Source organism: Sinomonas humi, assembly GCF_000802235.1.
GTDB lineage: Bacteria > Actinomycetota > Actinomycetes > Actinomycetales > Micrococcaceae > Sinomonas > Sinomonas humi.
On sequence record NZ_JTDL01000143.1, the window covers coordinates 1 to 18,590 of the forward strand.

Consider the following 18,590-nt stretch of genomic DNA (forward strand, 5'->3'; position numbering starts at 1 on the left):
AGGGGGTGGTGGCCGTATCGAACCGGCAGATCAGCGAGGCAGCAGGGCAGGGCAACAACACCGCAGTCGGCTACCACTTCGGGACGAAAGCCGATCTGCTGACGGCGATAGTGCGGCGTCATCAGGACGACATCGAGCGGCGCCGCGAGTCACTGGTCGCAGCCGCGGCCGGCAGCGAGGACGTGCGGGCGTGGGTCGACTGCCTCGTACGCCCGACGGCGGAGCATCTCGCATCCCTCGGCATCCCAACGTGGTGGGCCCGCCTGAGCGCCCAGCTCGTGGCAGATCCGATGTTCCGCCACCTCCTTGCCGACGAGACGCTGCGGTCCGAGTCCCTTCGGGCAGCCATCGAGGCTCTGGACCGTTGCCGGCCCGAACTCCCAGCCCCGGTACGCGAGCAGCGCGACATGATGACACGCCAGTTGATCACCTACGGGTACGCGGAGCGGGAGCAGGCCCTCGCAGCACGCTCCCCCGGGCTCGAACGGCACACCTGGGAGACGTTCACCATCGGGCTCATCGACGCGATCACCGGGCTCTGGCTCGCCCCATGGACGCCCATTCCACCTACAGATCCGGAGGCTCGGGACCTCAAGAAACGGCCGAAGAATGGATTGTAGCTAGCGCTGCTAGCGCAGCCTCAAGACCTGTCAGACCGGCTTGCTCCGAAATTACGCCGCAATCTGGCACATCCCCCAATTGGACCGGAATCTCTTCGAGGTCGCGACGAGCGAAATCGAAGGAACTCAAGTGCTGCGCACGGTCTTCGAAGGCGCGCGAGCTTATACGCGGCTTGAGTCGCCTCAGGCGCGGCGCCAGCGGTAGTACGGGTCAGTTGCCGTCTTGGAGCACACCATCAGCACGCCGTCCTTCGACTGTGCGGTCGTCCCGGCAAGGCTGGTCTTGCAGAAGGCGCCCGGCGTTACGTAGGTCTGCGCCGGAGCGGGCGCAGGAGCAGCTACAGGAGGAGCCGCCTGCACCGGGGCAGGAGCAGGAGCAGCCACAGGAGGAGCGGCCTGCACCGGGGCCGGGACAGGAGCAGCCACAGGAGGAGCCGCCTGCACCGGGGCCGGCGCAGGAGCAGCCACAGGAGGAGCCGCCTGCACCGGGGCCGGCGCAGGAGCAGCCACAGGAGGGGCTTCTGTGACTGGAGCTTGATGCGTCGGGGCCTGTGCTGGAGAGGACGACGGCGACGCTGCAGGGGTGCGCGTCGCCGTCGGGGTCACAGTCGGGGCAGGTGTTGCAGACGGCGTTGGCGTGGCGGAGGCGGCGGGGGCCAGGCTCGGCGCAGTCGGTTGCGCAGTGATTCGGCTGCTGTCGGCAGCCGGGCTGGTCTGCGGCATCGACTCCGCGGCGATCCCGAGAGAGACGAACCCGACGATCAACGACGCTGCAAGGCCGATCGCCGAGACTTTCCGCCCCGAATACCTGAGCCAGGAGCGCCGGCTTGTGGCCAAGGAGTACAAGGACGTGAAGACAAGCACTGCGAACAGGACGAAAAGCCACCCGAACGGCCCTGGCGGAGGTGTCACGAACGTCAGGACCAGCATCAAGACCAGGAAAGCTGCTCCGACATAGGTGGACCGTCCCCAGCTTCGCGTGAATTTCATTGGTTCCCCTATCGTCATCACTGTTCAAACTTGCCTACCGAACGCTTGCGGATCTTCGGCAGACACGCGGTTCCCGGGACGGCGATGGCCGTCGACGAACAGTCTCGGGCCTAGGCGTCACCGGCCGTTTCGGCACTTAGTCCTTGCCTCGGGCGAGCGATGCCTCACACTGCACCCCGTATGCATGTAGACCGGGGACTTCGCGGTCCGCGCCTTGGTGCGCAGGGACCTCTCCAGGGCATATGCCGCCGAGTCGACCGGGTGTGCGACCTTGTGAGCCGTCCACATGGCATTCCGCACCGGCTTCGGCACCACAGCCTTCTTGACGCTGCGCTTGACACCGCGCACCGGGTGGACGAGCCGACGCACCTTGCGCGGGATGAATAGCCGAGTCAGAAATCCCATGTTCCTGCTCCTTCCCTCGACACTGCGCTTCAATGGGCGGAACCCGGCACTGAAAGCGATCACAAGGCGGACTGCACGCCAGACGATGTACAAGTCCAATAGGCTGTTTCCAGCAAAAACTACACCCTAGATGCTGGTTTTCCTACAGCCCGGTCACAATTGATCTGGGACCGGTCATTCCCGTCGATCGCAGGCATGTGCTGCCCGAAGCGAGACCGCTCCAACGGCCACATCCGAGGCGTGACCACCGTGGAGGCTCGGGCTGCCTGTGATGCCGAGATCGGAAATCGCGAGCATCCGGATCTTGGGGCGACCTACAACGCGCTGAACCTCGTGCGTCTGGAGCACGGGGCAACCTGGGCCCAAGTCGCTCTCCGTGAATGGAAAGCGGTGATTGCCGCCGACTCTGGCACCGCTAGCGGGGTGGAGTGCCGTCCGGACGGGGGATGCGCTCCCGGGAGGGGCGGAAGCCGTGCTCGACGGCCCATAGGATCGCGTTGGAGCGGTTCCTCGCTCCGATGCGCCGGTAGCAGCTTCGGATGTAGGTCTTGACCGAATTGATTGACAGGAGCGTGCGCTCTGCAATCTCAACATTGCTCAAGCCTTGGGCGATCAAGGCCAGGACTTCGGCTTCACGCTGGGTGAGGCCCTCCTCCCTGCCGGGCCAGTCGCCGCCGACCACCGTCGTCGCCGCCCTGCCTTGAGGCTCTTCAGGCTCGTCGCCGCGGTGCACGGCCTGCAAGGCCGCCACCAGGTGCCCCGCCGGAAGAGCCTTCGAAAGGTATGCGCTGGCACCGTTGGCAACGGCGGCAGAAATCAGGGCCGGGTCAAGGTTCCACGAATAGACGACCACCTTCCCGGCCAGAGGGTCCCGGGAGAGATGGTGCACGGCTTCGCTGTCGCCTTGGGTAGCGGCAAAGGTGTCGTAGAGGGTGATGTCCACCGGCTGTGCCGGGTTTCGGCCCACGTCCATCTCGACGATCTCGATCTGGTCCCGATAGGAGCGAAGCATCGCAGCCACCCCCTGGACCACGATCTCGTAGTCGTTGACCAAGGCGATGCGCATGGCTCTTATCCTCTCACCCTCCGGCGCAGGTTTCGTCACCCGCAGGGGTGAATACATACATCCTTTGCACCGGTAGCGTCATTGGTATGGCTACCACGGCCACTCGGTCGGGGGTTCGATGCGAGCTTACCGACCGGGTGGAAGAGAGCGAGGGCGCTGTGGACCGGAACGACGGCGACTCGGTCCCGCGGCGGCGTGACGCCGATCTGGAACATGCAACGGTGCGCGAGCTGATCGTTCAGCTGGCCAGAGTCGAGGAGGAGGGCGTGCGCTGCGCCGAAAATGGGGCGCGGGAGCACGCGAGGGACTTGGCCGAGCGCGGACGCGCGATTGTGCAGGAACTCCGCAGCCGCGCTTTGGAAGCAGAGCTGGACTAGCAGATTGGACCTTCTATGGACACCTCCGAGGCGGAGGTCGCGGCTGGACGCGACCAGAGCCAGCTCGGCCACGCGGCCGATACCGACCCCGCTGAGCCCACTGCCCTTACGGACCCTCGCGAATCGGAGGACCTCCGGCGGGTGGCCAGCCTCGCCTTGGCCACGGCCATACGGAGATACCGGCAATCGTTCGACCCCGCCGTAGCTCCCCGAACCGGGGCGACCCTGGACGGCGGTCTTGCGCGCTTCCTCGGACATCGGCCCGACGAGTGGGCAGCAGCGCAGACCCCGTCCGGAGGAGAAAGCCTGGAATGAAGATGGCTCAGCCATACCGGCCCTTGGCGGGCCTCCCGCTTTCCCAGGCTTAGCTGCCCTGCCAGGACTCGAACCTGGATACTCCCGGGCCAGAACCGGGCGGGTCTGCCAGTTCCCCTACAGGGCAAGGCCCGAGGGGCGGGGCAAGAGGGCCCGCCCCTCAGGATCGGAACCGGTCAGGCGTTGATCTCCTTCTTCGACCCACCGGCTTGGACTGCAATCTTGCGCGGCTTGGCCTCCTCAGCCACCGGGACGCGCAGGGTGAGGACCCCGTCCTCGTAGTGCGCCTGGACCTTCCCTGTGTCGAGGGCGTCGCCGAGGATCATCTCCCTTGTGAAGACGCCCTCAGGGCGCTCATTCGCGATGACCTCCGCCTCGTCTGGACGGCGCGTGCGCCGCTCGGCGCGGACCGTGAGCACGTTTCGTTCAACTCCGACGTCGATCGTCTCGGGGTCGACGCCGGGCAGGTCGAACTCGACTACGAACTCGCCGTCGCGACGCCACGCCTCGAGGGGCATGGTGATCCCGGTTGCGCTGCTGCCCGCCAGCTGCCGGGTCAGCTGAGCGAGCCGATCGAGCTCGCGGAAAGGATCGGTGCGCATCAGCATCACTGCAACCTCCTGATTCGAGATTCGCTGCAATACCTTCGTGTCATCGGCTCATCAAATCTATGTCCAACGACATAGATAATTGTGCCCAGTTGGGGCATGTAGCGCAAGAGGCGAACTGAAGGTCGAGGGTCGCTAAAGTGAATCCGATCACTTCCGAGATGGGAGAGGACATGAAGCAGCGCATTCACGATCGCCGTCCGGCACGGCGCCGGGCGGAGGCATGATCCCCGGACCGCGTTCGGACGCCGAAATACCCGGCTACCTCGCACGTCTCGGCATACCGGGGCTGGCCGACGTGCACGTCCACTTCATGCCAGAGCAGGTCCTGACCAAGGTCTGGGCATACTTCGACGCGGCCGAGTCGGCCTATGGGATGAGGTGGCCGATCCTGTACCGGATGGGCGAGCAGGAGCGGCTCGAGTCGGCGCGCGGCTTCGGCTTGCGGGCCATTCCTGCCCTCTCCTATGCGCACCGCCCGAAGATGGCCGAATGGCTCAACAACTGGAACGCGGAGTTCGCACGGCGGGTCCCAGATGCCCTTCACTGCGCGACCATGTATCCGGAGGACGGGGTGGACGAGTACGTGGGCCGCGCCCTGGAGGAGGGAGCGCGCCTCTTCAAGGTCCACCTCCAAGTGGGCGGGTTCGCCCCAGACGACCCCCTGCTCGCCCCTGCATGGGCGAGGCTCGAAGCGTCCGGAGTACCCGTCGTCGTCCACGCTGGCTCCGCCCCCAGGGAGGGTCGCTTCACGGGTCCGGAGCCCATCGCACGGCTTCTGGCAACGCACCCCCAACTCAAACTCGTCATAGCCCACCTGGGCATGCCCGAGTACTGGGAGTTCGCGGAGCTCGCGGGAGACTTCCCCAACGTCCACCTCGACACGACAATGGTCGGGACCGATTTCACTGAGCGGTTCGCACCTCTGCCCGAGGGCTTCCCAGCTAGGCTCGCCGAACTCGCGGACCGCATCGTCCTCGGATCGGATTTCCCGAACATCCCCTACCCCTACGCCCACCAGATCCAAGCGCTCGCACGCCTCGGCCTCGGCGACGACTGGATGCGCAAAGTGCTCTGGGAGAACGGCGCCAGGCTCCTTGAACTGACTCTGCCGTGAAAGCCGCGGCGTAGGTTGAGCCGATCGTAACGAGTGGCATCGCACACCCTCGGGGGCGCCCCCGCACCGTGACACCTATGCTGGAGACGAGTGGGGCTCCGTCCCCGGCGTCAACGCAGGTGTTCGTCCCGCGTACGGCGTGGCGACGGGGAAGGGAGTTACCAAGTTGCGGCTGCAGTTGTCGCTGGTCCGCGGCTTTGCCGCCCTGGGCCCCTCGGAGGAGGACCACTGGCCGGCCCTGCGGATGGCACTGGGTGTCGGCATCCCCACCGTCGCACTCTTGCTCGCCGGCCGCCCGGACCTCGTGATCGACGCCGTGTTCGGCGGCTTCGCAGGGATGTACGGCCGTGGCGCCAACCGCACCACTCGTCTTAGGCACCAGTCCGTCGCAGCAGCCTTGCTCGTGTCCGGGGTCGGGCTCGGCGCGGCACTGTCGGCCATGCAGTCGCCCGAATGGGTCCTTGTGCTCGGAGAGGCGGCGTTCGCCGGAATCGCCTCGCTCGTCGCGGACCGGGCCGCCTTCCGGCCCCGGGGCCCCTTCTTCGCCCTCTTCGCGTTCGGGGCGAGCGCGGCCCTGATCCATGCCGACGCCCTTGTCGCGACCGCCGTCGCCCTCTCTTCAGCTCTCTTTGCTCTGGCGATCGGCGCCTCCTCACCGCGGGCCGCAAGCCGGCCGGCCGTCCCGCTGCCGTCGGTTCGGCCTTCCCTGCGGAGGTCGGCCGGCTACGCAATCGCCGTCGCGGCCTCGGGACTTGCCGCACTGGCCCTCGGCATCGGACACCCGCACTGGGCGATGGCCGGCGCGGCAGTGCCGCTCTCCGCCGTGGGTCTCCGCGGGCGGCTCAAGCGGGGTGTCCACCGGGTCATCGGCACGCTGGCAGGGCTGTGCCTCACCGGGATTATTCTGGCTTTCCACCCGTCATCGCTGCTGATGGGAGTTCTGGTCGTGGTGCTGCAATTCCCCACGGAGTTGTTCATGGCACGCCACTACGCCCTGGCGCTGTTCTTCTTCACCCCGCTCATCCTGCTCATGACCCGGCTTGCACTGCCCGCTCCTGCCGGGTCGATGATCATTGACAGGGCGATCGAGACCGTGCTCGGAGTGCTTGTCGGGTTCGCGGTAGTGCTGCTCGGCCGGACCCGGCAGCGAACGGCCCGGCCCCGGTCAGCGGATTAGGCGAGCTTGGCGCGGACGATCTCGCTGACCGTCTTCCCGTCGAACCGGCCGGCGACCTCGGCGGTGACCGGCTTCATCACCTGCCCCATCTGGCGCATGCTCGGCTCCAGGCCCGCCTCCTTGAGCCCGGCGATGACGTTCTCAACTATCGCTTCGACCTCTTCGCGGGAGAGCGCCTTGGGCAGATACGCCTCGATGACCATCGCCTCGGCGAGCTCGCGGTCAGCGCGGTCCTGCTCCCCCGCCTCGCTGTAGATGGCCGCGGTCTCGCGGCGCTTCGCTGCTTCCTTCTGCAGGAGGGACGTTAGCTGGGCGTCATCGAGGGTGACCGGACTCTTCCCGGACTTCTCTCGCGTCTCGATCTCGCCGAGGACGTTGCGCACGGTCTGAAGTGCCACCCGGTCGCCGTCCTTCATGTGCTTCACCACATCCTGCTGCAGCTGGTCTTTGAGGGGCATCCCGAACGTCCTTCCGTCTCTATGAGGGATCCTACGGCCACCATACTTGGCGCGAGTGGGGCTAGACCGTGCTGCCTTCGACGTCGCTGACCTCAACGTCGCAGCCGAAGAGCACCAGTTCGTTCCAGTCCCCCGGTACCGGCCGCACGGGCCTCACACCCAGGGCTCCGAGCCATTCGGCCAGCTGGCTCGGGTAGTCCAACTCGAAGACCGCAGCCCCATACGTGGCCAACTCAGAGTCCACGCCTCGGGCCGGCAAACCGCTGCCTTCCATCGGGCCCGGCCGGCACGCCGGACGCGTCGGACCTCGAACCAGAGCCGTTCGTCGGGCCCCAGAGCGGCAGATGCCGCCGCGAGCCGAACCCGCAGACCATCAGTCTCGCGCTTGTCGATCATTGAATCCCCCAACATCTGTTGGGCTTTTCTTGGAGCAGCCCATCCTCTCCTCTTGGTAAAGGAGTTCCCCGCATGCGCCGCTGCGAACCGCCGCCGTGAACCACCGCTGCCCGCAACACCGCTCAGGAAGGCGCCCTGCTTGCCGTCTTGAGGGGCCGCCAGCGGCACGGGGAGGCCAATTCGCGGTCCCCCTACCGCTTCCGCAGCGAGGACGTCACGAATATGTGATGCTCGTGACCCCGTTGATGTCGGTGATCTTCCCGCCTTGGAAGTTCTGGGCCGTGCCGCCAGAGACGGGGTAGACCTCGCTCGTCGGGTAGCCGAGGCGGCCGCGCTCGAAGCCGGTGGACTGCCACGCCGCCCGAATCGCCCCATATGATTCGTGCGTGCCGGAGGCCGGCGAGGAGACGATCGCGCCGCCCTGGTAGTTCTGGTACGAGCCGCCGTTGACCAGGCCCGTGACCACTTCGGTAGTCGGGTAGCCGAGGACGCCTCGCTCGAAGCCGGTGGACTGCCACTCGGCGCGGATGGCCCCGATCGATTCGTGCGTGCCGGAGGCCGGCGAGGAGACGATCGCGCCGCCCTGGTAGTTCTGGTACGAGCCTCCGTTCAACAGGCCCGTGACCACCTCAGTGGTCGGGTAGCCGAGGACGCCGCCCTCGAAGCCGGTGGACTGCCACTCGGCGCGGGTCGCACCCAGCGATTCATGGGCGCCGGTTGCCGGGGACCAGACGATGGCCCCGCCGTCGTAGTTCTGGTAGACACCGCCGTCGCGCAGGCCGCCCACCTCGTCTGTGGAGGGGTAGCCCATGACGCCGTTCTCGAAGCCGAGCGCGCCCCACTCACCCCGGATTGCCCCGTGGGAGACGAAGAGGCTCTTCGAAGGCGCGGAGATGATGGCCCCGTACTGGTAGTTGCGGTAGTAGCCGCCGTTGCGGATGGCGGTGACGGCGCTGGTGGCGGTTCCGAGGCCCCATTGGGAAGCCTTGGCATCCATTGCCTGGGCGAGCGTCAAGACCGTGATGGTCGCGGTGGAAGTGCTCGAGCCGCTGCCGTTGCCGGCGGTCAGGGTGGCGGTGTACGTCCCGGGGGCGGTGTAGGTGTGGTTCGGGTTCTGGACAGTGGAAGTCGCACCGTCCCCGAAGTCCCAGGCCCAGGAAGTCGGGGAGCCGGTGGAGCTGTCCGTGAAGGCCACCGACAGCGGCGCCTGGCCGGAAGTGGGGCTGGCGGTGAACGAGGCGACCGGCGAACTGGTCCCGTATGACTCCCAGTAGTCGGTGAAGGAAGTCCCGTCAGGCGAGAGGCTGCCTGCATAGGCAAGGGGCCGGCCTGAGGAGTCCTGCATGGAAATTGGAGCTCCCCCGCTCGCGGGGGTGTATTGGAGGTTGCCAGCGGCGTCCACGTCGTAGTACGCGTTGGTGAGATTGACCTGTCCGTAGTTGGCAAGGTCAGGGAGAGTGCCATTGATGGTGGGCCGCTCGACGATCCACTCTGCCGAGTTGCCGGGAGCGGGCGAGGCTTGGGAGCCGGTCACGCAAGTGTTCTGGGTGTAGTCGCACAGGGTGAAGTCGGCGGTTCCATTGGCCCAGTACACGTGCGTTGCCACGTCGTCGCCGGCCTTCGGAACGAGGTTGGCGATCTCCATCTCGTTCTCCATGGGGTACAGCTCCAACCAGAAGTAGGTCGTCTGCCCGCTGGGAGTCGCGTCCTGCTCGGTTCCGTCCTGGATCAGCTCGTTGGTTGAATCCATCCCGCCGATGCCGGGCCAGATGCTGGAGTACGCCGGCTGGTTCCCGTTTCCCGTGACCGCTGGGACGGTCCACTCCGCTTGAGCGTAGTTCGGTGTGGAGGTCTGGGTAGCGTAGCCGGACCAGTTCGAGGAGAGGTAGGCCGATGAGCGGGTGGGGACCTTGGTGTGGTGCGCTGCTACCTCCTTGCAGTCCAGGGTCGGCAGCCACTTCACGTGCCGCGCCGCGGCCTTGGCGAAGATCTGGGATCCGGCAGGAGCTCCCGCGTCGGCGGCTGTGAGAGTCCCTCCGGCAGAGGCGGGAGACGTGACAGTCAAGTGGCCGCAGTTCGACGCCGCGTGCTTCACGGGCGAGGAGTCGGCGGCAAACGCGCTAGCGCCCAAAGCCAGGTTTCCGGCCACTGCAAGGGAGGAAGCAACAAGGCCGTACATCCATCGGGATCTCACGCCTGCCAACTCTAAAGTGACACGAGCTGTAAGATCAATAGACCGTTCTTGACATGGCGCCGCTAATTGGTGGGTCCGTCCCCGACCTGATCAAGCCCGGCCAGGCGGCGCTCCTCGCATTCGACCGCTTACGGCTTCCTCGAGATGTGTCCCTTCTGTGATCGATGCCGGACCGCGCTCACACTGGGTTGCAAGAACGATGGTTCCCTAGCCGAAAGGCGCCTCCCATGCCGCAGCCCGCCCCCACGCGCCCAACCCTCGCAGCTCTTTGGACCGACGCTCTTGGACGGGCGAGCATCCGCTCGGTTCAGACCCTCTCAGTCGCGGTGCTCGTCGCCGGCGTCCTCTGGGCGATCACGCGTGTGCCGCTCGTCCTCATCCCCGTCACGCTCGCGCTCATCCTCGCCTCGGCTATCTCGCCTCTCGTGCACCTGCTCGCTCGGCACCGATGGCCGCGGGCGCTGGCCGTCGCGGCGTCATTCCTCGCGATCCTCAGCGTCTTCGGCGGCGTCGTCACGGGCATCGTCTACCTGGTCCGGGGCCAGGCAGGCGAGCTCGCCGCGCGGTTCACGAACGGAATCCAGCAGCTCCACGACTTCCTCAACAACGGACCAGTCAAGATCAGCGATGCGGAGATCAACAGTGCCCGCAACTCGATCCAGCAGTTCTTCACCAATGGCAGCATCGGCACCGAGGCCCTGAACGGAGCGATGACGGTCGGGGAGATCTTCACGGGAACCCTGCTCATGGTTGTCATCCTGTTCTTCTTCCTCAAGGACGGGGCAAAGATCCGCGGCTTCCTGGTCGACTTCATGCCCGCCGAGCACCAGTCGACCGCGCATCTGGCCCTCGAGCGCAGCGCCCACGTGCTTGGCGGCTACGTGCGCGGCACCGCCCTCGTCGCGCTCACGGACGCCGTGATCGTCGGCGTCGTGCTGCTGATCCTGCATGTCCCGCTCGCCGTGCCGCTCGCCGTCTTCGTCTTCATCGGGGCGTTCATCCCGATCGTCGGCGGCACGGTTGCGGGGTCCCTTGCCATCCTCGTGGCGCTCGTCTCGGCCGGGCCGGTAGCCGCACTCATCGTGCTCGGGGTGCTCATCGGGGTGAGCCAACTCGAGCAACATCTCCTCCAGCCGGCGTTGATGGGCCGGGTGCTGAGGATTCACGGCCTTGCGATCGTCCTCTCGCTTGCGGCCGGCACGATGCTCGCCGGGATTGTGGGCGCGCTGCTCGCGGTGCCGGTCACAGCCGTGGGGTGGACGATCATCAAGACCTGGACTGGGCGGGACGAGGGGCCCGAGGGCGCATAGCCCGAGGCGCATGGGCGGCGGTGGTGCTTCCCGCCGGTTGCTGGCTGGGGGTACGACTGCGAGAGTGGGTGTGACAGAAGGAGAGAGATTGTGGACATCACCGAGATCATCCTGAACGATCATCACGAGCAGCGCCGCATGTTCGGCATCCTCGAACAAGTCTCCCCGGACAACACGGAGGCGCTCGGATCTGTGTGGAAGCGCCTGCGGATCCTGCTGGAGGTGCACGCCGCGGCGGAGGAGAAGCTCTTCTACCCTCGGCTGCTGAAACTGCAGCAGGACCTCATCGCTCGGGAGTCGCCCGATGAAGAGACCGAGGACGCCGTCCACGATCACAACGAGATCCGCGACGCGATCGCCGGGGTCGAGGGCGAGGCTGTGGGCTCAGTCGAATGGCTGCGAGCCGTCGCCGAGGTCAACAAGGTCAATGGCGATCACATGGCCGAAGAGGAGCGCCAGGGGCTGACAGACTTCCGCCGCCACGTCGACCTGGAAGAGCGCCATGCGATGGCGGTGGCGTTCGCGGCGTTCGAGGCGGAACACGCCGGCGGCATCCACGCACACGACGTGGATCCGCAGCAATACCTGCGCGAGAACGGCTGACCGCAGGTCCGATCGCCCGAGACGCGCTCTCAGGTCATGGGGCCAGGCCGTCTTTCGGCTCGAGGTCTGGTTCCTCGAGGTCTGGTTCGATGTAGATGAGGCTGGCCGAAGGCACCGCTGCCCGGATCCGCTGCTCGGCGGCCTTGATCCGGCCGACGAGGTCTTCGGCCGTGGCGCATCCCGTCACGGCGATCTTCGCCGTCACCAGGATCTCCTCCGGCCCCAAGTGCATTGTCTTGAGGTGGACGACCCGGTTCCGTCCCTGTCCCTCCAGAGCATCTCGGATCGCCTGGACCTGCGGCCTGCCAGCCGATTCCCCCAGCAGCAGAGACGCCATCTCCATGGCAAGCACTCCGGCGACGACGACGAGGAGGACGCCGATGAAAGCTGTGCCCGCGGCGTCCCACAGGCCGTTGCCCGTGAGCAGCGTCAGCCCTACCCCGAGAAGCGCCGCAACGAGGCCGACGACGGCGGCGGAGTCCTCCAGGAGGATCACCGGCAGTTCGGGCGCCTTCGCTGTCATGACGAAGCGGGCCAACGACCGGCTGCCCCGCACCCGCCTCGATTCTGAGGCTGCCACGTAGAACGATCGTCCCTCCAGGACGATACCGCCGACGAGTACAACCAAGGGCGCCCACCACCACCCGCCTTCGATCGGGCGCGGGTCCTGCCATTTGCGGTACGCCTGGTACAGAGCGAACAGCCCGCCCACGCTGAACAGCACTATCGAGACGATGAAGGCGTAGACGTAGCGGTTCCGCCCATGCCCAAACGGGTGCTGCTCGTCGGCCGGCCTCCTGGACGTCTTCCTCCCGATGAGCAGGAGGATCTGGTTCCCCGAGTCCGCGACCGAGTGGATGGACTCGGCGAGCATCGAGGAAGACAGCGTCAGCAAGTACGCGAGGAACTTCAGCACCGCGATGCCGAGATTCGAGGTCAGGGCCGCCAGAACAGCCTTCACGCCGCTGTCATGAGCCATGGCTCATCCTTCCGCATCTGGGCGAGCCCGGCCGCGCCTTCACTCCTGTGCCTCGAGCTCCCGCCGGTTCAGGGACAGGTGGACTGCGCCTCCTTCGACCTTGTCGATGGCATCTCCTGCCGCATAGTAGTCCTCGGCCCAGAAATGCGGTGGGGCCACCTTGACGTAGCCCTGCCGGAAGAGCCTCAGCGCCATTTCGGGCGGCACTTTCGGCTCGATCCCGACCATCGAGCCGATGCCGAGGAAGAACAAGCTGGGCGGCGATGAGCACACCCGTTCCTCAAAGGCGGCCGCCTTCGGATCGGGGCGCCGGATGGCCTTCACCCTTCCCAGCTGCTCGCCGTCCGAATCGAACACTGGCATACCCACATGTACCGCATCGAGCGAGATCATCATTTCCTCCCTTTCCAGAGGAGCTGCTGCTGTCCGCCGCGGGCTTTCCCCTACGAGAAGCCATCACGGGCGACGCAACCGATGCATAAAACAATTATTGCACTCATGCAGATGATCGGCCATGGGTCCGGACGGGAGGGAGCGGTTTGAAGCCGCGGGAGTGGGCTAAGGCTCAAAGTATGGAGCAGCCGCCCAAGCTTCCAACCCGACTCTCCCGCCGAGCGACCTCCCGGCGCCGGAACGCGTCCAATTCCCGCTCGCGTCTTGCAGACGTCCATCGGGGGGAGCTTGGCGAGGGCATCCGTCTCGCATTCACGGAGTTCCTCACCCTGCCTCTGGAGATAATCCTCGGGTTCCTCATCCTCGAGGTTGCCGTCTTCCTGCTCGACCACAGCAGCCCGCCTTCCCTGGCGCCGCTCCGCTCCTTCCTGGAACAGAACCTCTTCCGTGACGCCCAGACCACGGTGAACGTCTTGCAGACGCTGGCCCAGACGGTCATCACAGTCGTCTCGATCACCATTCCGCTGCTGCTCGTAGCACTGCAGCAGGCTGCGGCGGGCCTGTCCTCCCAGGTCCTGGACCAGTTCCTGAGGCGCCGGGTGAACCAGGTCTACGCCGGCTTCTTCATCGGCCTGGGGGTCTTCTGCCTGCTCGCAGCCTCGACGAGCGGTCCCGACCGGAACCCCGTGTACGCGGCCGCGGTCGCCGTCGTCTTCTCCATCGTGGCCTTCGTCCTCTTCGTCATGCTCTTCTACACCACGATGCACCAGACCCGCACCCCCATCATTCTCGAGTCGATCCACGATCTCTCCGCGGACGCCCGGATCCGGCAGCAGCGCTGGATGAAAGCAACCGCCCCGGCTCCCCGCTTCGAGGACGCTCCCGTCATTGCACCGGTTCGCGCCGAGACAACTGGTTTCGTGATGCACATCGATCTGGAGGCGTTGAACCAGGTGCTGCGCTCCTGCGGTGAGCGGGACGAGATCGTCTTCAGAATCTGCATCGGCTCCTACGTCGCCTACCACGACACGATTGCCGAGGTCCATGCGGAAACAGATGAGGCAGCAGAGAGGCTGGGGCAGGCGCTCGAGCTGGCTGTCAGCCGTGAGAGGCTGCGCAACGTAGACCACATCGATGCGGGCTACGGGGTCGAAGAGCTCTATGACTCCGGATGGACCGCTGCCTCCTCCGCCAAGCACACCCCGCTGGCTGCCATCAATGCGATCGTCAACCTGCGAGACCTGCTGGCCAGATGGGGCGAGACTAGGATCGAGCAGTCGCCGACCAGCCGCTTGGTCTACACCGACAACGTCCCCGCCATCCTCACGGACGCCCTCGAGTCGATCCTCCGAGCTGCCTCCGAAGCACGGCATCCCCGTCTCTGCGCCGAGGTCCTCAAAGCGCTTTCCGCGACCTTCGAGAGGCTGACGGATCCCCTGCAGCAGGAGTTGGAGGCCATCATCCTCCGGGCGCTTCCCCTGCTGACCGGACTTCCCCTGGCTGCGGACACCGAGGTTGCCCTCGAAGAAGTCGAGGAAGTCCTCTCCCGAGCCGGGCGGACGGCGTCGGCTGCCCTCGTCTCGAAGGCGAGGGAGGAACGCTTCGCAGACGAGCGCCTGCTCCACGCGGCGTCCGAACGGGTCGCGGAGCGGACCGCTACCCCTGACGAAATAGCGGGGGCCCGGCGCCTGACCTGAGCATTGACTGTCCGCTGCTGCTCCTATTGCTGTTGGGCTAGGTTGCCGAGGGTCACGCTGAGCGTCTGGCTGCTGCCGCCGCGGCGGACGGTGAGGCTGACGGCCTGGCCCGGGTCCTGCTTGCGCAGGGCCGCGAGGAGGTCGGTCACGTCGGTGACCTTCGTGCCGGCGAATTCCGTGATGATGTCGCCCGGCTTCACCCCGCCCTTGTCCGCCGGCCCCTGCGGGGTCACGTCGATGACGAGGGCGCCTGCAGTAGTGGGCAGCCCGAACCGTTGGGCGATCTGGGCAGTGATGTCCGTGGGGACGATCCCGAGGGCGGCATGCTTGACGGTGCCGCTCGACAGGAGCTGGTCGGCCACGGAGGTCACCGTGCTGGCGGGAGTTACGAAGCCGATGGCGACGGCGCCGGAAGTCGGCGGAAGGTAGGCCTCCGAGAGTCCGACGACGTCGCCGCTTGCGTCCGCGACAGCGCCGCCGGAATTCCCTGGGGAGATGGGCGCGTCGGTCTGCAGGAGGTCGATGCCGCCTTGGGGCGATTCGGACGACGGCGGCATGTTGCGATGCAGGGCGGAGACGATGCCCGCGGTGACGGTCTCGTCCAGTCCCAGCGGACTGCCGATCACGACCGTCAGGGAGCCGACCTCGGGCGAGGCCGAAGCGTACTTGGGGGTGGGAAGGCCCGTGCGGTTCACTTTGAGCACCGCGACGTCTGAGACGTTGTCGGCCCCTGTCACCTTGGCCTGGGTCTGGGACCCGTCAGCGAACTGGACCTGCACGGTGCTGTAGGGGTGCTTCTGCTGGTCTTCGACGACGTGGGCGTCCGTGACGAGGGTCCCGTCGCTGCGGTAGACGACGCCGCTTCCGAGCCCGATAGGCGTCTGGATGGTGACGACCGAGGGCTCGACCTCCTTCACCACGCCCGGGACAGCGGCCAGGCCTGCCCCCGAGGCGGACTGTGTTGACGGGGTCGAGGGCTGCGAGGAGGCCGACGCCGCGCTGGTGGAGGTGCTCGACGATGCCGTGCCGCCTGCGCCGGTGCAACCCGTGAGCCCGACGGCCGTGGCGGCGAGGACCAGGGCGGCCAAAGCCGGCGTGGTGGTTGCTCTTCTCATCGAATCCTCCTCTGCTTCTGCTGCAGTCCACCCTTCGGCCTCGCAGCCCGCGGCTTCAGGCGTTCAGGCCTCCCCAAGGCGGCGGCGAGTCCGCGAGCCTGCGTGCGGCTTCGAGCATCGCGGCGTGGACGAATGCCTGGGGGAAGTTGCCGCGCAGTTGGCGCTGCTCGACGTCGTACTCCTCGGTGAACAGTCCGGGGGTGCCGCAGGACGCCCGGTTCCGCTCGAACCAGCGGGCCGCTTGGAGGGGTTTGTCGCTCTGGTGCAGGGCCATCGCGAGATCGAAGCCGCAGAGCAGGAACGCGCCCTCGGACTGGTCGAGCGGGCGCTTGTCCTGCCGGAACCGGTACAGGTACTCCCGGCGCGCGAGGTCCTCCCGGATCGCGGCCAAGGTGGCGATCGAACGGGGATCCTGGGGCGCTACGGCTCCCCGCAGCATCGGGCGCAGAAGTGAGGCGTCCACCCGTGGGTCGCTCGGCGACCGCTGCCAGCGTCCGCTCGGGTGCAGGCAATCGCTGGTCACGTCCGCAATCAGCTCGTCTGCCTGAGAGGACCACATGGCTCCTTGCCGTGCGGGAGCGTGGCGGCCGATCGCCCTCAGGCCTGCTGCGCAGATCAGACGCGAGTGAGCCCAATGCTCGGGCTGGAGCTCCCACATGCCGGCGTCCGCGTCACCGTGCCGCTGCGCGATGGCCTCGGCGGCCGCCTCGGCCGCCTTCCACTGCTCGAGGTCGAGCCGGTCGTCCTCGGCTGCCGCGGCGAAGAGCAGGAGCGCCTCGCCGAAGATATCCAGCTGGAACTGCTCGTTGACCCAGTTGCCAGCCTTCCCGGAGCCGCCCGGGTAGCCCGGCAGGCCGACGTCGTGCTCGTCGGGGACGCGCCCGCCGTCGACCGTATAGGCGGGGCGCAGGTTCGGTCCGTCCTCGAGCAGCCGCGCGGCGACGAAGCGCACCGCGTCGTCCAGGAGCGGGAACTCCTTGCAGGACGCCACTGCGACCCCGGTGAAGCACTGGTCACGGATCCACGCGTAGCGGTAGTCGTAGTTGCGCTTCTGCTCGGCCCGCTCGGGCAGGCCCATGGTCGCCGCCGAGACCATCGCTCCCCCGGCGCCGGTCATGCCGCGCAGGACGGCATAGGACTGCCTCGAGTCGTCGGCCGCGATGGTGTTCTCGAACCGGGGCACCTCGCGGTGCCAGCCGTACTCGGTCGCGCTCCACGTCTCGTCGGGCTGGATGCGCTGGGAGGGGAGCTCGGTGTCCGAGACCTCCAGCACGAGGTCGTGGTGGCGGCCCTCCGGGACGCCGACCGTGAACTCGAGCCGCCCGTGCGCCACCTGCGCCTCGGTCGCCCCACTGAGCCTGATCCTGACGTGCCCACTGCGGGCGCTCCAGGTTCCGTCCTCGTCCTCCCGCAGTCGGGCCATCGCGTGATGGCCGTACCCGGCCCGCACGTCGACGACGGCGCGCACCTCCGCGGGCCCCTGCACCGCGTGGATGCGCCGGAGGACGATGGCCCTGTGCGGATCGCCCGGGTAGGCCAAGGCCTCCCGGCATTCAATGATCCCGGTGCTGGTGATCCAGCGGCTCACCCAGATCAGCGTGCCGTCCTCGTACCGGCCGCCCCACACGAATCGGGGGTCGGTTGGGGTGACGGCAAAACAACCGGGGCCGCCCAGCAGGGAGGAGAAGACGGCGCCGTCCTGCCATTTCGGGACGCACATCCACACGATGTCTCCGCGCGGGCCGAGAAGCGCGCCGCGCATCCCGTCGGCGAGCATCGCATACTCGCGCAGGACATGGGGCGGGAACTCGACTGGGTCGGCGTCCATGACAAGCAGGATATTGCAACTATTGCGACTACGCAACGGCTAACTCAGTCCGCCGGCGGACGGAGTTTCTGGTTTCGGGCCACTGGTTGCGGGTACGCAACTGTTGCAGGCGAAGTCAGCCCTCGGGCCCGGCCGTGCCCCCGCTGGCCCCCGCTGGCCCCCGGCGAATCGTTCCCGGTGATCTGGGGCGCAGAACAATACCTCAGAGCAGAAAGGAATAGCCCACGATGCAAGAGCTCCCGCAGCAGTACGAGGAGTACCTGGCGGACAAGGACCAGACCTTCGTGGAGACCGTGCGACCGGTGCTCGAACAGTCCGCAGCCGGAGGCGAGCACGGTGTCCACGTCCGCTTCACGGGAGGAAGTGTCCAAGCCCTCGTGGACGACCAGAACCCCTACGGGGTCATCACCGAAGGCCTCGACTAGGCACGAGACCGGGTGCTCGCAGCCCCGGACATTCCCCAAACCCCAAGCAGAAGGAGAACGCCAGATGGGAACTGGACGTCGGGTGGTCGTGGTGACCGGTGCGAGTGGAGGGATCGGTCGGGCCTCGGCTGTGGCCTTCGGGAGGGAGGGCGATGCGGTGGCTCTGCTTGCTCGGGGCGAGGCGGGCCTTGCGGGGGCGGCGGCGGAGGTCGAGGCGGCTGGGGGGAAGGCGCTGGTGGTCCCGGTCGACGTCGCGGACGCCGAGGCGGTCGACGGCGCGGCGGAGCGGGTCGAGCGCGAGCTGGGCCCGATCGATGTGTGGGTGAATGTGGCGTTCACCTCGGTCTTCTCCCGTTTCGACGAGATCAAGCCGGAGGAGTACAAGCGGGTCACGGAGGTCAGCTACCTGGGCTTCGTGTACGGGACGATGTCGGCCCTGAAGCGGATGCGGCCCAGGGGCAGGGGCACGATCGTCCAGGTCGGCTCGGCGCTGGCCTACCGGGGGATCCCGCTGCAG

General features: G+C 67.0%; 22 protein-coding genes and 1 tRNA gene. 11 read left to right on the forward strand and 12 right to left on the reverse strand.

The annotated features are described in order from the left end of the window. Positions 1-620, forward strand: a 620-nt coding sequence (locus LK10_RS16740) for a TetR/AcrR family transcriptional regulator (protein ID WP_043126179.1), incomplete at its 5' end; no start/stop codon positions are given. A gap of 183 nt (positions 621-803) precedes the next feature. Here LK10_RS16740 and LK10_RS22030 read toward each other — a convergent pair. After that, positions 804-1,046 (reverse strand): hypothetical protein, encoded by a 243-nt coding sequence (locus LK10_RS22030; RefSeq protein ID WP_156144225.1) that lies wholly within the window; start codon positions 1,044-1,046, stop codon positions 804-806. Positions 1,047-1,203: 157 nt separating this feature from the next. Here LK10_RS22030 and LK10_RS21035 point away from each other — a divergent pair, with 157 nt between their 5' ends. Beyond that, a complete protein-coding gene (locus LK10_RS21035; protein WP_052207496.1) occupies positions 1,204-1,578 on the forward strand; it encodes a hypothetical protein in 375 nt (124 codons plus the stop codon). 149 nt (positions 1,579-1,727) lie between these two features. Here LK10_RS21035 and LK10_RS16750 read toward each other — a convergent pair whose 3' ends face one another. Continuing rightward, a complete protein-coding gene (locus tag LK10_RS16750) occupies positions 1,728-2,015 on the reverse strand; it encodes a hypothetical protein (RefSeq protein ID WP_081998630.1) in 288 nt (95 codons plus the stop codon). 415 nt (positions 2,016-2,430) lie between these two features. Beyond that, positions 2,431-3,081 (reverse strand): response regulator transcription factor, encoded by a 651-nt coding sequence (locus LK10_RS16755; protein WP_043126183.1) that lies wholly within the window; start codon positions 3,079-3,081, stop codon positions 2,431-2,433. Between the two features lie 137 nt (positions 3,082-3,218). Here LK10_RS16755 and LK10_RS16760 point away from each other — a divergent pair, with 137 nt between their 5' ends. Both LK10_RS16760 and LK10_RS16765 read left to right on the forward strand, forming a co-directional pair. Continuing rightward, positions 3,219-3,458, forward strand: coding sequence for a hypothetical protein (locus LK10_RS16760; protein ID WP_156144226.1), 240 nt, complete (start codon positions 3,219-3,221; stop codon positions 3,456-3,458). Between the two features lie 15 nt (positions 3,459-3,473). Further along, positions 3,474-3,773 (forward strand): hypothetical protein, encoded by a 300-nt coding sequence (locus LK10_RS16765; protein WP_043126188.1) that lies wholly within the window; start codon positions 3,474-3,476, stop codon positions 3,771-3,773. A 53-nt stretch (positions 3,774-3,826) separates the two neighbouring features. Here the strand turns inward: LK10_RS16765 and LK10_RS16770 are convergent. Further along, positions 3,827-3,900, reverse strand: a tRNA-Gln gene (locus LK10_RS16770). A 49-nt stretch (positions 3,901-3,949) separates the two neighbouring features. Beyond that, positions 3,950-4,381 (reverse strand): Hsp20/alpha crystallin family protein, encoded by a 432-nt coding sequence (locus LK10_RS16775; RefSeq protein ID WP_043126191.1) that lies wholly within the window; start codon positions 4,379-4,381, stop codon positions 3,950-3,952. 223 nt (positions 4,382-4,604) lie between these two features. On the opposite strand from LK10_RS16775, the gene LK10_RS16780 reads away from it, so the two are divergent. Next, the gene (locus LK10_RS16780; RefSeq protein WP_043126194.1) at positions 4,605-5,498 is read left to right on the forward strand and encodes an amidohydrolase family protein; all 894 of its coding nucleotides are present in this window, start codon (positions 4,605-4,607) and stop codon (positions 5,496-5,498) included. Positions 5,499-5,664: 166 nt separating this feature from the next. Next, positions 5,665-6,675: an FUSC family protein gene (locus tag LK10_RS16785; protein ID WP_156144227.1), complete on the forward strand. Its 1,011-nt coding sequence runs from the start codon at positions 5,665-5,667 to the stop codon at positions 6,673-6,675. On the opposite strand, the gene LK10_RS16790 is transcribed toward LK10_RS16785, so the two are convergent. The 3 genes from LK10_RS16790 to LK10_RS22740 form a co-directional block, all read right to left on the reverse strand. Next, entirely contained in the window at positions 6,672-7,133 is a 462-nt protein-coding gene (locus LK10_RS16790) for a GatB/YqeY domain-containing protein (protein WP_043126196.1), read from the reverse strand. The genes LK10_RS16785 and LK10_RS16790 overlap by 4 nt on opposite strands. Before the next feature lie 61 nt (positions 7,134-7,194). Further along, on the reverse strand, positions 7,195-7,377 hold the full coding sequence (locus LK10_RS16795) for a hypothetical protein (protein ID WP_043126198.1): 183 nt from the start codon (positions 7,375-7,377) through the stop codon (positions 7,195-7,197). Positions 7,378-7,743: 366 nt separating this feature from the next. Further along, the gene (locus LK10_RS22740; protein ID WP_156144228.1) at positions 7,744-9,723 is read right to left on the reverse strand and encodes a G1 family glutamic endopeptidase; all 1,980 of its coding nucleotides are present in this window, start codon (positions 9,721-9,723) and stop codon (positions 7,744-7,746) included. Between the two features lie 227 nt (positions 9,724-9,950). Here LK10_RS22740 and LK10_RS16805 point away from each other — a divergent pair, with 227 nt between their 5' ends. Beyond that, positions 9,951-11,033, forward strand: a complete 1,083-nt coding sequence (locus tag LK10_RS16805; protein ID WP_052207499.1) for an AI-2E family transporter — start codon at positions 9,951-9,953, stop codon at positions 11,031-11,033. Positions 11,034-11,123: 90 nt separating this feature from the next. After that, entirely contained in the window at positions 11,124-11,636 is a 513-nt protein-coding gene (locus LK10_RS16810; protein ID WP_043126200.1) for a hemerythrin domain-containing protein, read from the forward strand. 34 nt (positions 11,637-11,670) lie between these two features. Here LK10_RS16810 and LK10_RS16815 read toward each other — a convergent pair whose 3' ends face one another. Continuing rightward, entirely contained in the window at positions 11,671-12,615 is a 945-nt protein-coding gene (locus tag LK10_RS16815; RefSeq protein WP_052207500.1) for a cation diffusion facilitator family transporter, read from the reverse strand. A gap of 39 nt (positions 12,616-12,654) precedes the next feature. Beyond that, positions 12,655-13,011 carry a hypothetical protein gene (locus LK10_RS16820; protein WP_043126201.1) on the reverse strand — a complete coding sequence of 119 codons (357 nt, stop codon included), beginning with the start codon at positions 13,009-13,011 and terminating at the stop codon, positions 12,655-12,657. A 176-nt stretch (positions 13,012-13,187) separates the two neighbouring features. Here LK10_RS16820 and LK10_RS16825 point away from each other — a divergent pair, with 176 nt between their 5' ends. Continuing rightward, positions 13,188-14,705: a DUF2254 family protein gene (locus tag LK10_RS16825; RefSeq protein ID WP_043126202.1), complete on the forward strand. Its 1,518-nt coding sequence runs from the start codon at positions 13,188-13,190 to the stop codon at positions 14,703-14,705. A gap of 23 nt (positions 14,706-14,728) precedes the next feature. Here LK10_RS16825 and LK10_RS16830 read toward each other — a convergent pair whose 3' ends face one another. After that, positions 14,729-15,820, reverse strand: coding sequence for a S1C family serine protease (locus LK10_RS16830; RefSeq protein WP_043126204.1), 1,092 nt, complete (start codon positions 15,818-15,820; stop codon positions 14,729-14,731). A 55-nt stretch (positions 15,821-15,875) separates the two neighbouring features. After that, positions 15,876-17,648, reverse strand: coding sequence for a glycoside hydrolase family 15 protein (locus LK10_RS16835; protein ID WP_043126206.1), 1,773 nt, complete (start codon positions 17,646-17,648; stop codon positions 15,876-15,878). A 227-nt stretch (positions 17,649-17,875) separates the two neighbouring features. Between LK10_RS16835 and LK10_RS16840 the strand changes: the two genes are divergently transcribed. Both LK10_RS16840 and LK10_RS16845 read left to right on the forward strand, forming a co-directional pair. Continuing rightward, positions 17,876-18,073: a hypothetical protein gene (locus LK10_RS16840; RefSeq protein ID WP_043126207.1), complete on the forward strand. Its 198-nt coding sequence runs from the start codon at positions 17,876-17,878 to the stop codon at positions 18,071-18,073. A gap of 64 nt (positions 18,074-18,137) precedes the next feature. Further along, the coding region (locus LK10_RS16845; RefSeq protein ID WP_043126221.1) for an SDR family NAD(P)-dependent oxidoreductase at positions 18,138-18,590 on the forward strand (453 nt) is incomplete at its 3' end.

What these genes read in the sequence shown, in the direction of transcription:
- LK10_RS16750 (WP_081998630.1), bottom strand. Translation starts at nt 2,015, where the DNA reads ATGGGATTTCTGACTCGGCTATTCATCCCGCGCAAGGTGCGTCGGCTC.
- LK10_RS16755 (WP_043126183.1), bottom strand. Translation starts at nt 3,081, where the DNA reads ATGCGCATCGCCTTGGTCAACGACTACGAGATCGTGGTCCAGGGGGTG.
- LK10_RS16765 (WP_043126188.1), top strand. Translation starts at nt 3,474, where the DNA reads ATGGACACCTCCGAGGCGGAGGTCGCGGCTGGACGCGACCAGAGCCAG.
- LK10_RS16775 (WP_043126191.1), bottom strand. Translation starts at nt 4,381, where the DNA reads ATGCTGATGCGCACCGATCCTTTCCGCGAGCTCGATCGGCTCGCTCAG.
- LK10_RS16780 (WP_043126194.1), top strand. Translation starts at nt 4,605, where the DNA reads ATGATCCCCGGACCGCGTTCGGACGCCGAAATACCCGGCTACCTCGCA.
- LK10_RS16790 (WP_043126196.1), bottom strand. Translation starts at nt 7,133, where the DNA reads ATGCCCCTCAAAGACCAGCTGCAGCAGGATGTGGTGAAGCACATGAAG.
- LK10_RS16805 (WP_052207499.1), top strand. Translation starts at nt 9,951, where the DNA reads ATGCCGCAGCCCGCCCCCACGCGCCCAACCCTCGCAGCTCTTTGGACC.
- LK10_RS16815 (WP_052207500.1), bottom strand. Translation starts at nt 12,615, where the DNA reads ATGGCTCATGACAGCGGCGTGAAGGCTGTTCTGGCGGCCCTGACCTCG.
- LK10_RS16820 (WP_043126201.1), bottom strand. Translation starts at nt 13,011, where the DNA reads ATGATGATCTCGCTCGATGCGGTACATGTGGGTATGCCAGTGTTCGAT.
- LK10_RS16825 (WP_043126202.1), top strand. Translation starts at nt 13,188, where the DNA reads ATGGAGCAGCCGCCCAAGCTTCCAACCCGACTCTCCCGCCGAGCGACC.
- LK10_RS16830 (WP_043126204.1), bottom strand. Translation starts at nt 15,820, where the DNA reads ATGAGAAGAGCAACCACCACGCCGGCTTTGGCCGCCCTGGTCCTCGCC.
- LK10_RS16835 (WP_043126206.1), bottom strand. Translation starts at nt 17,648, where the DNA reads ATGGACGCCGACCCAGTCGAGTTCCCGCCCCATGTCCTGCGCGAGTAT.
- LK10_RS16840 (WP_043126207.1), top strand. Translation starts at nt 17,876, where the DNA reads ATGCAAGAGCTCCCGCAGCAGTACGAGGAGTACCTGGCGGACAAGGAC.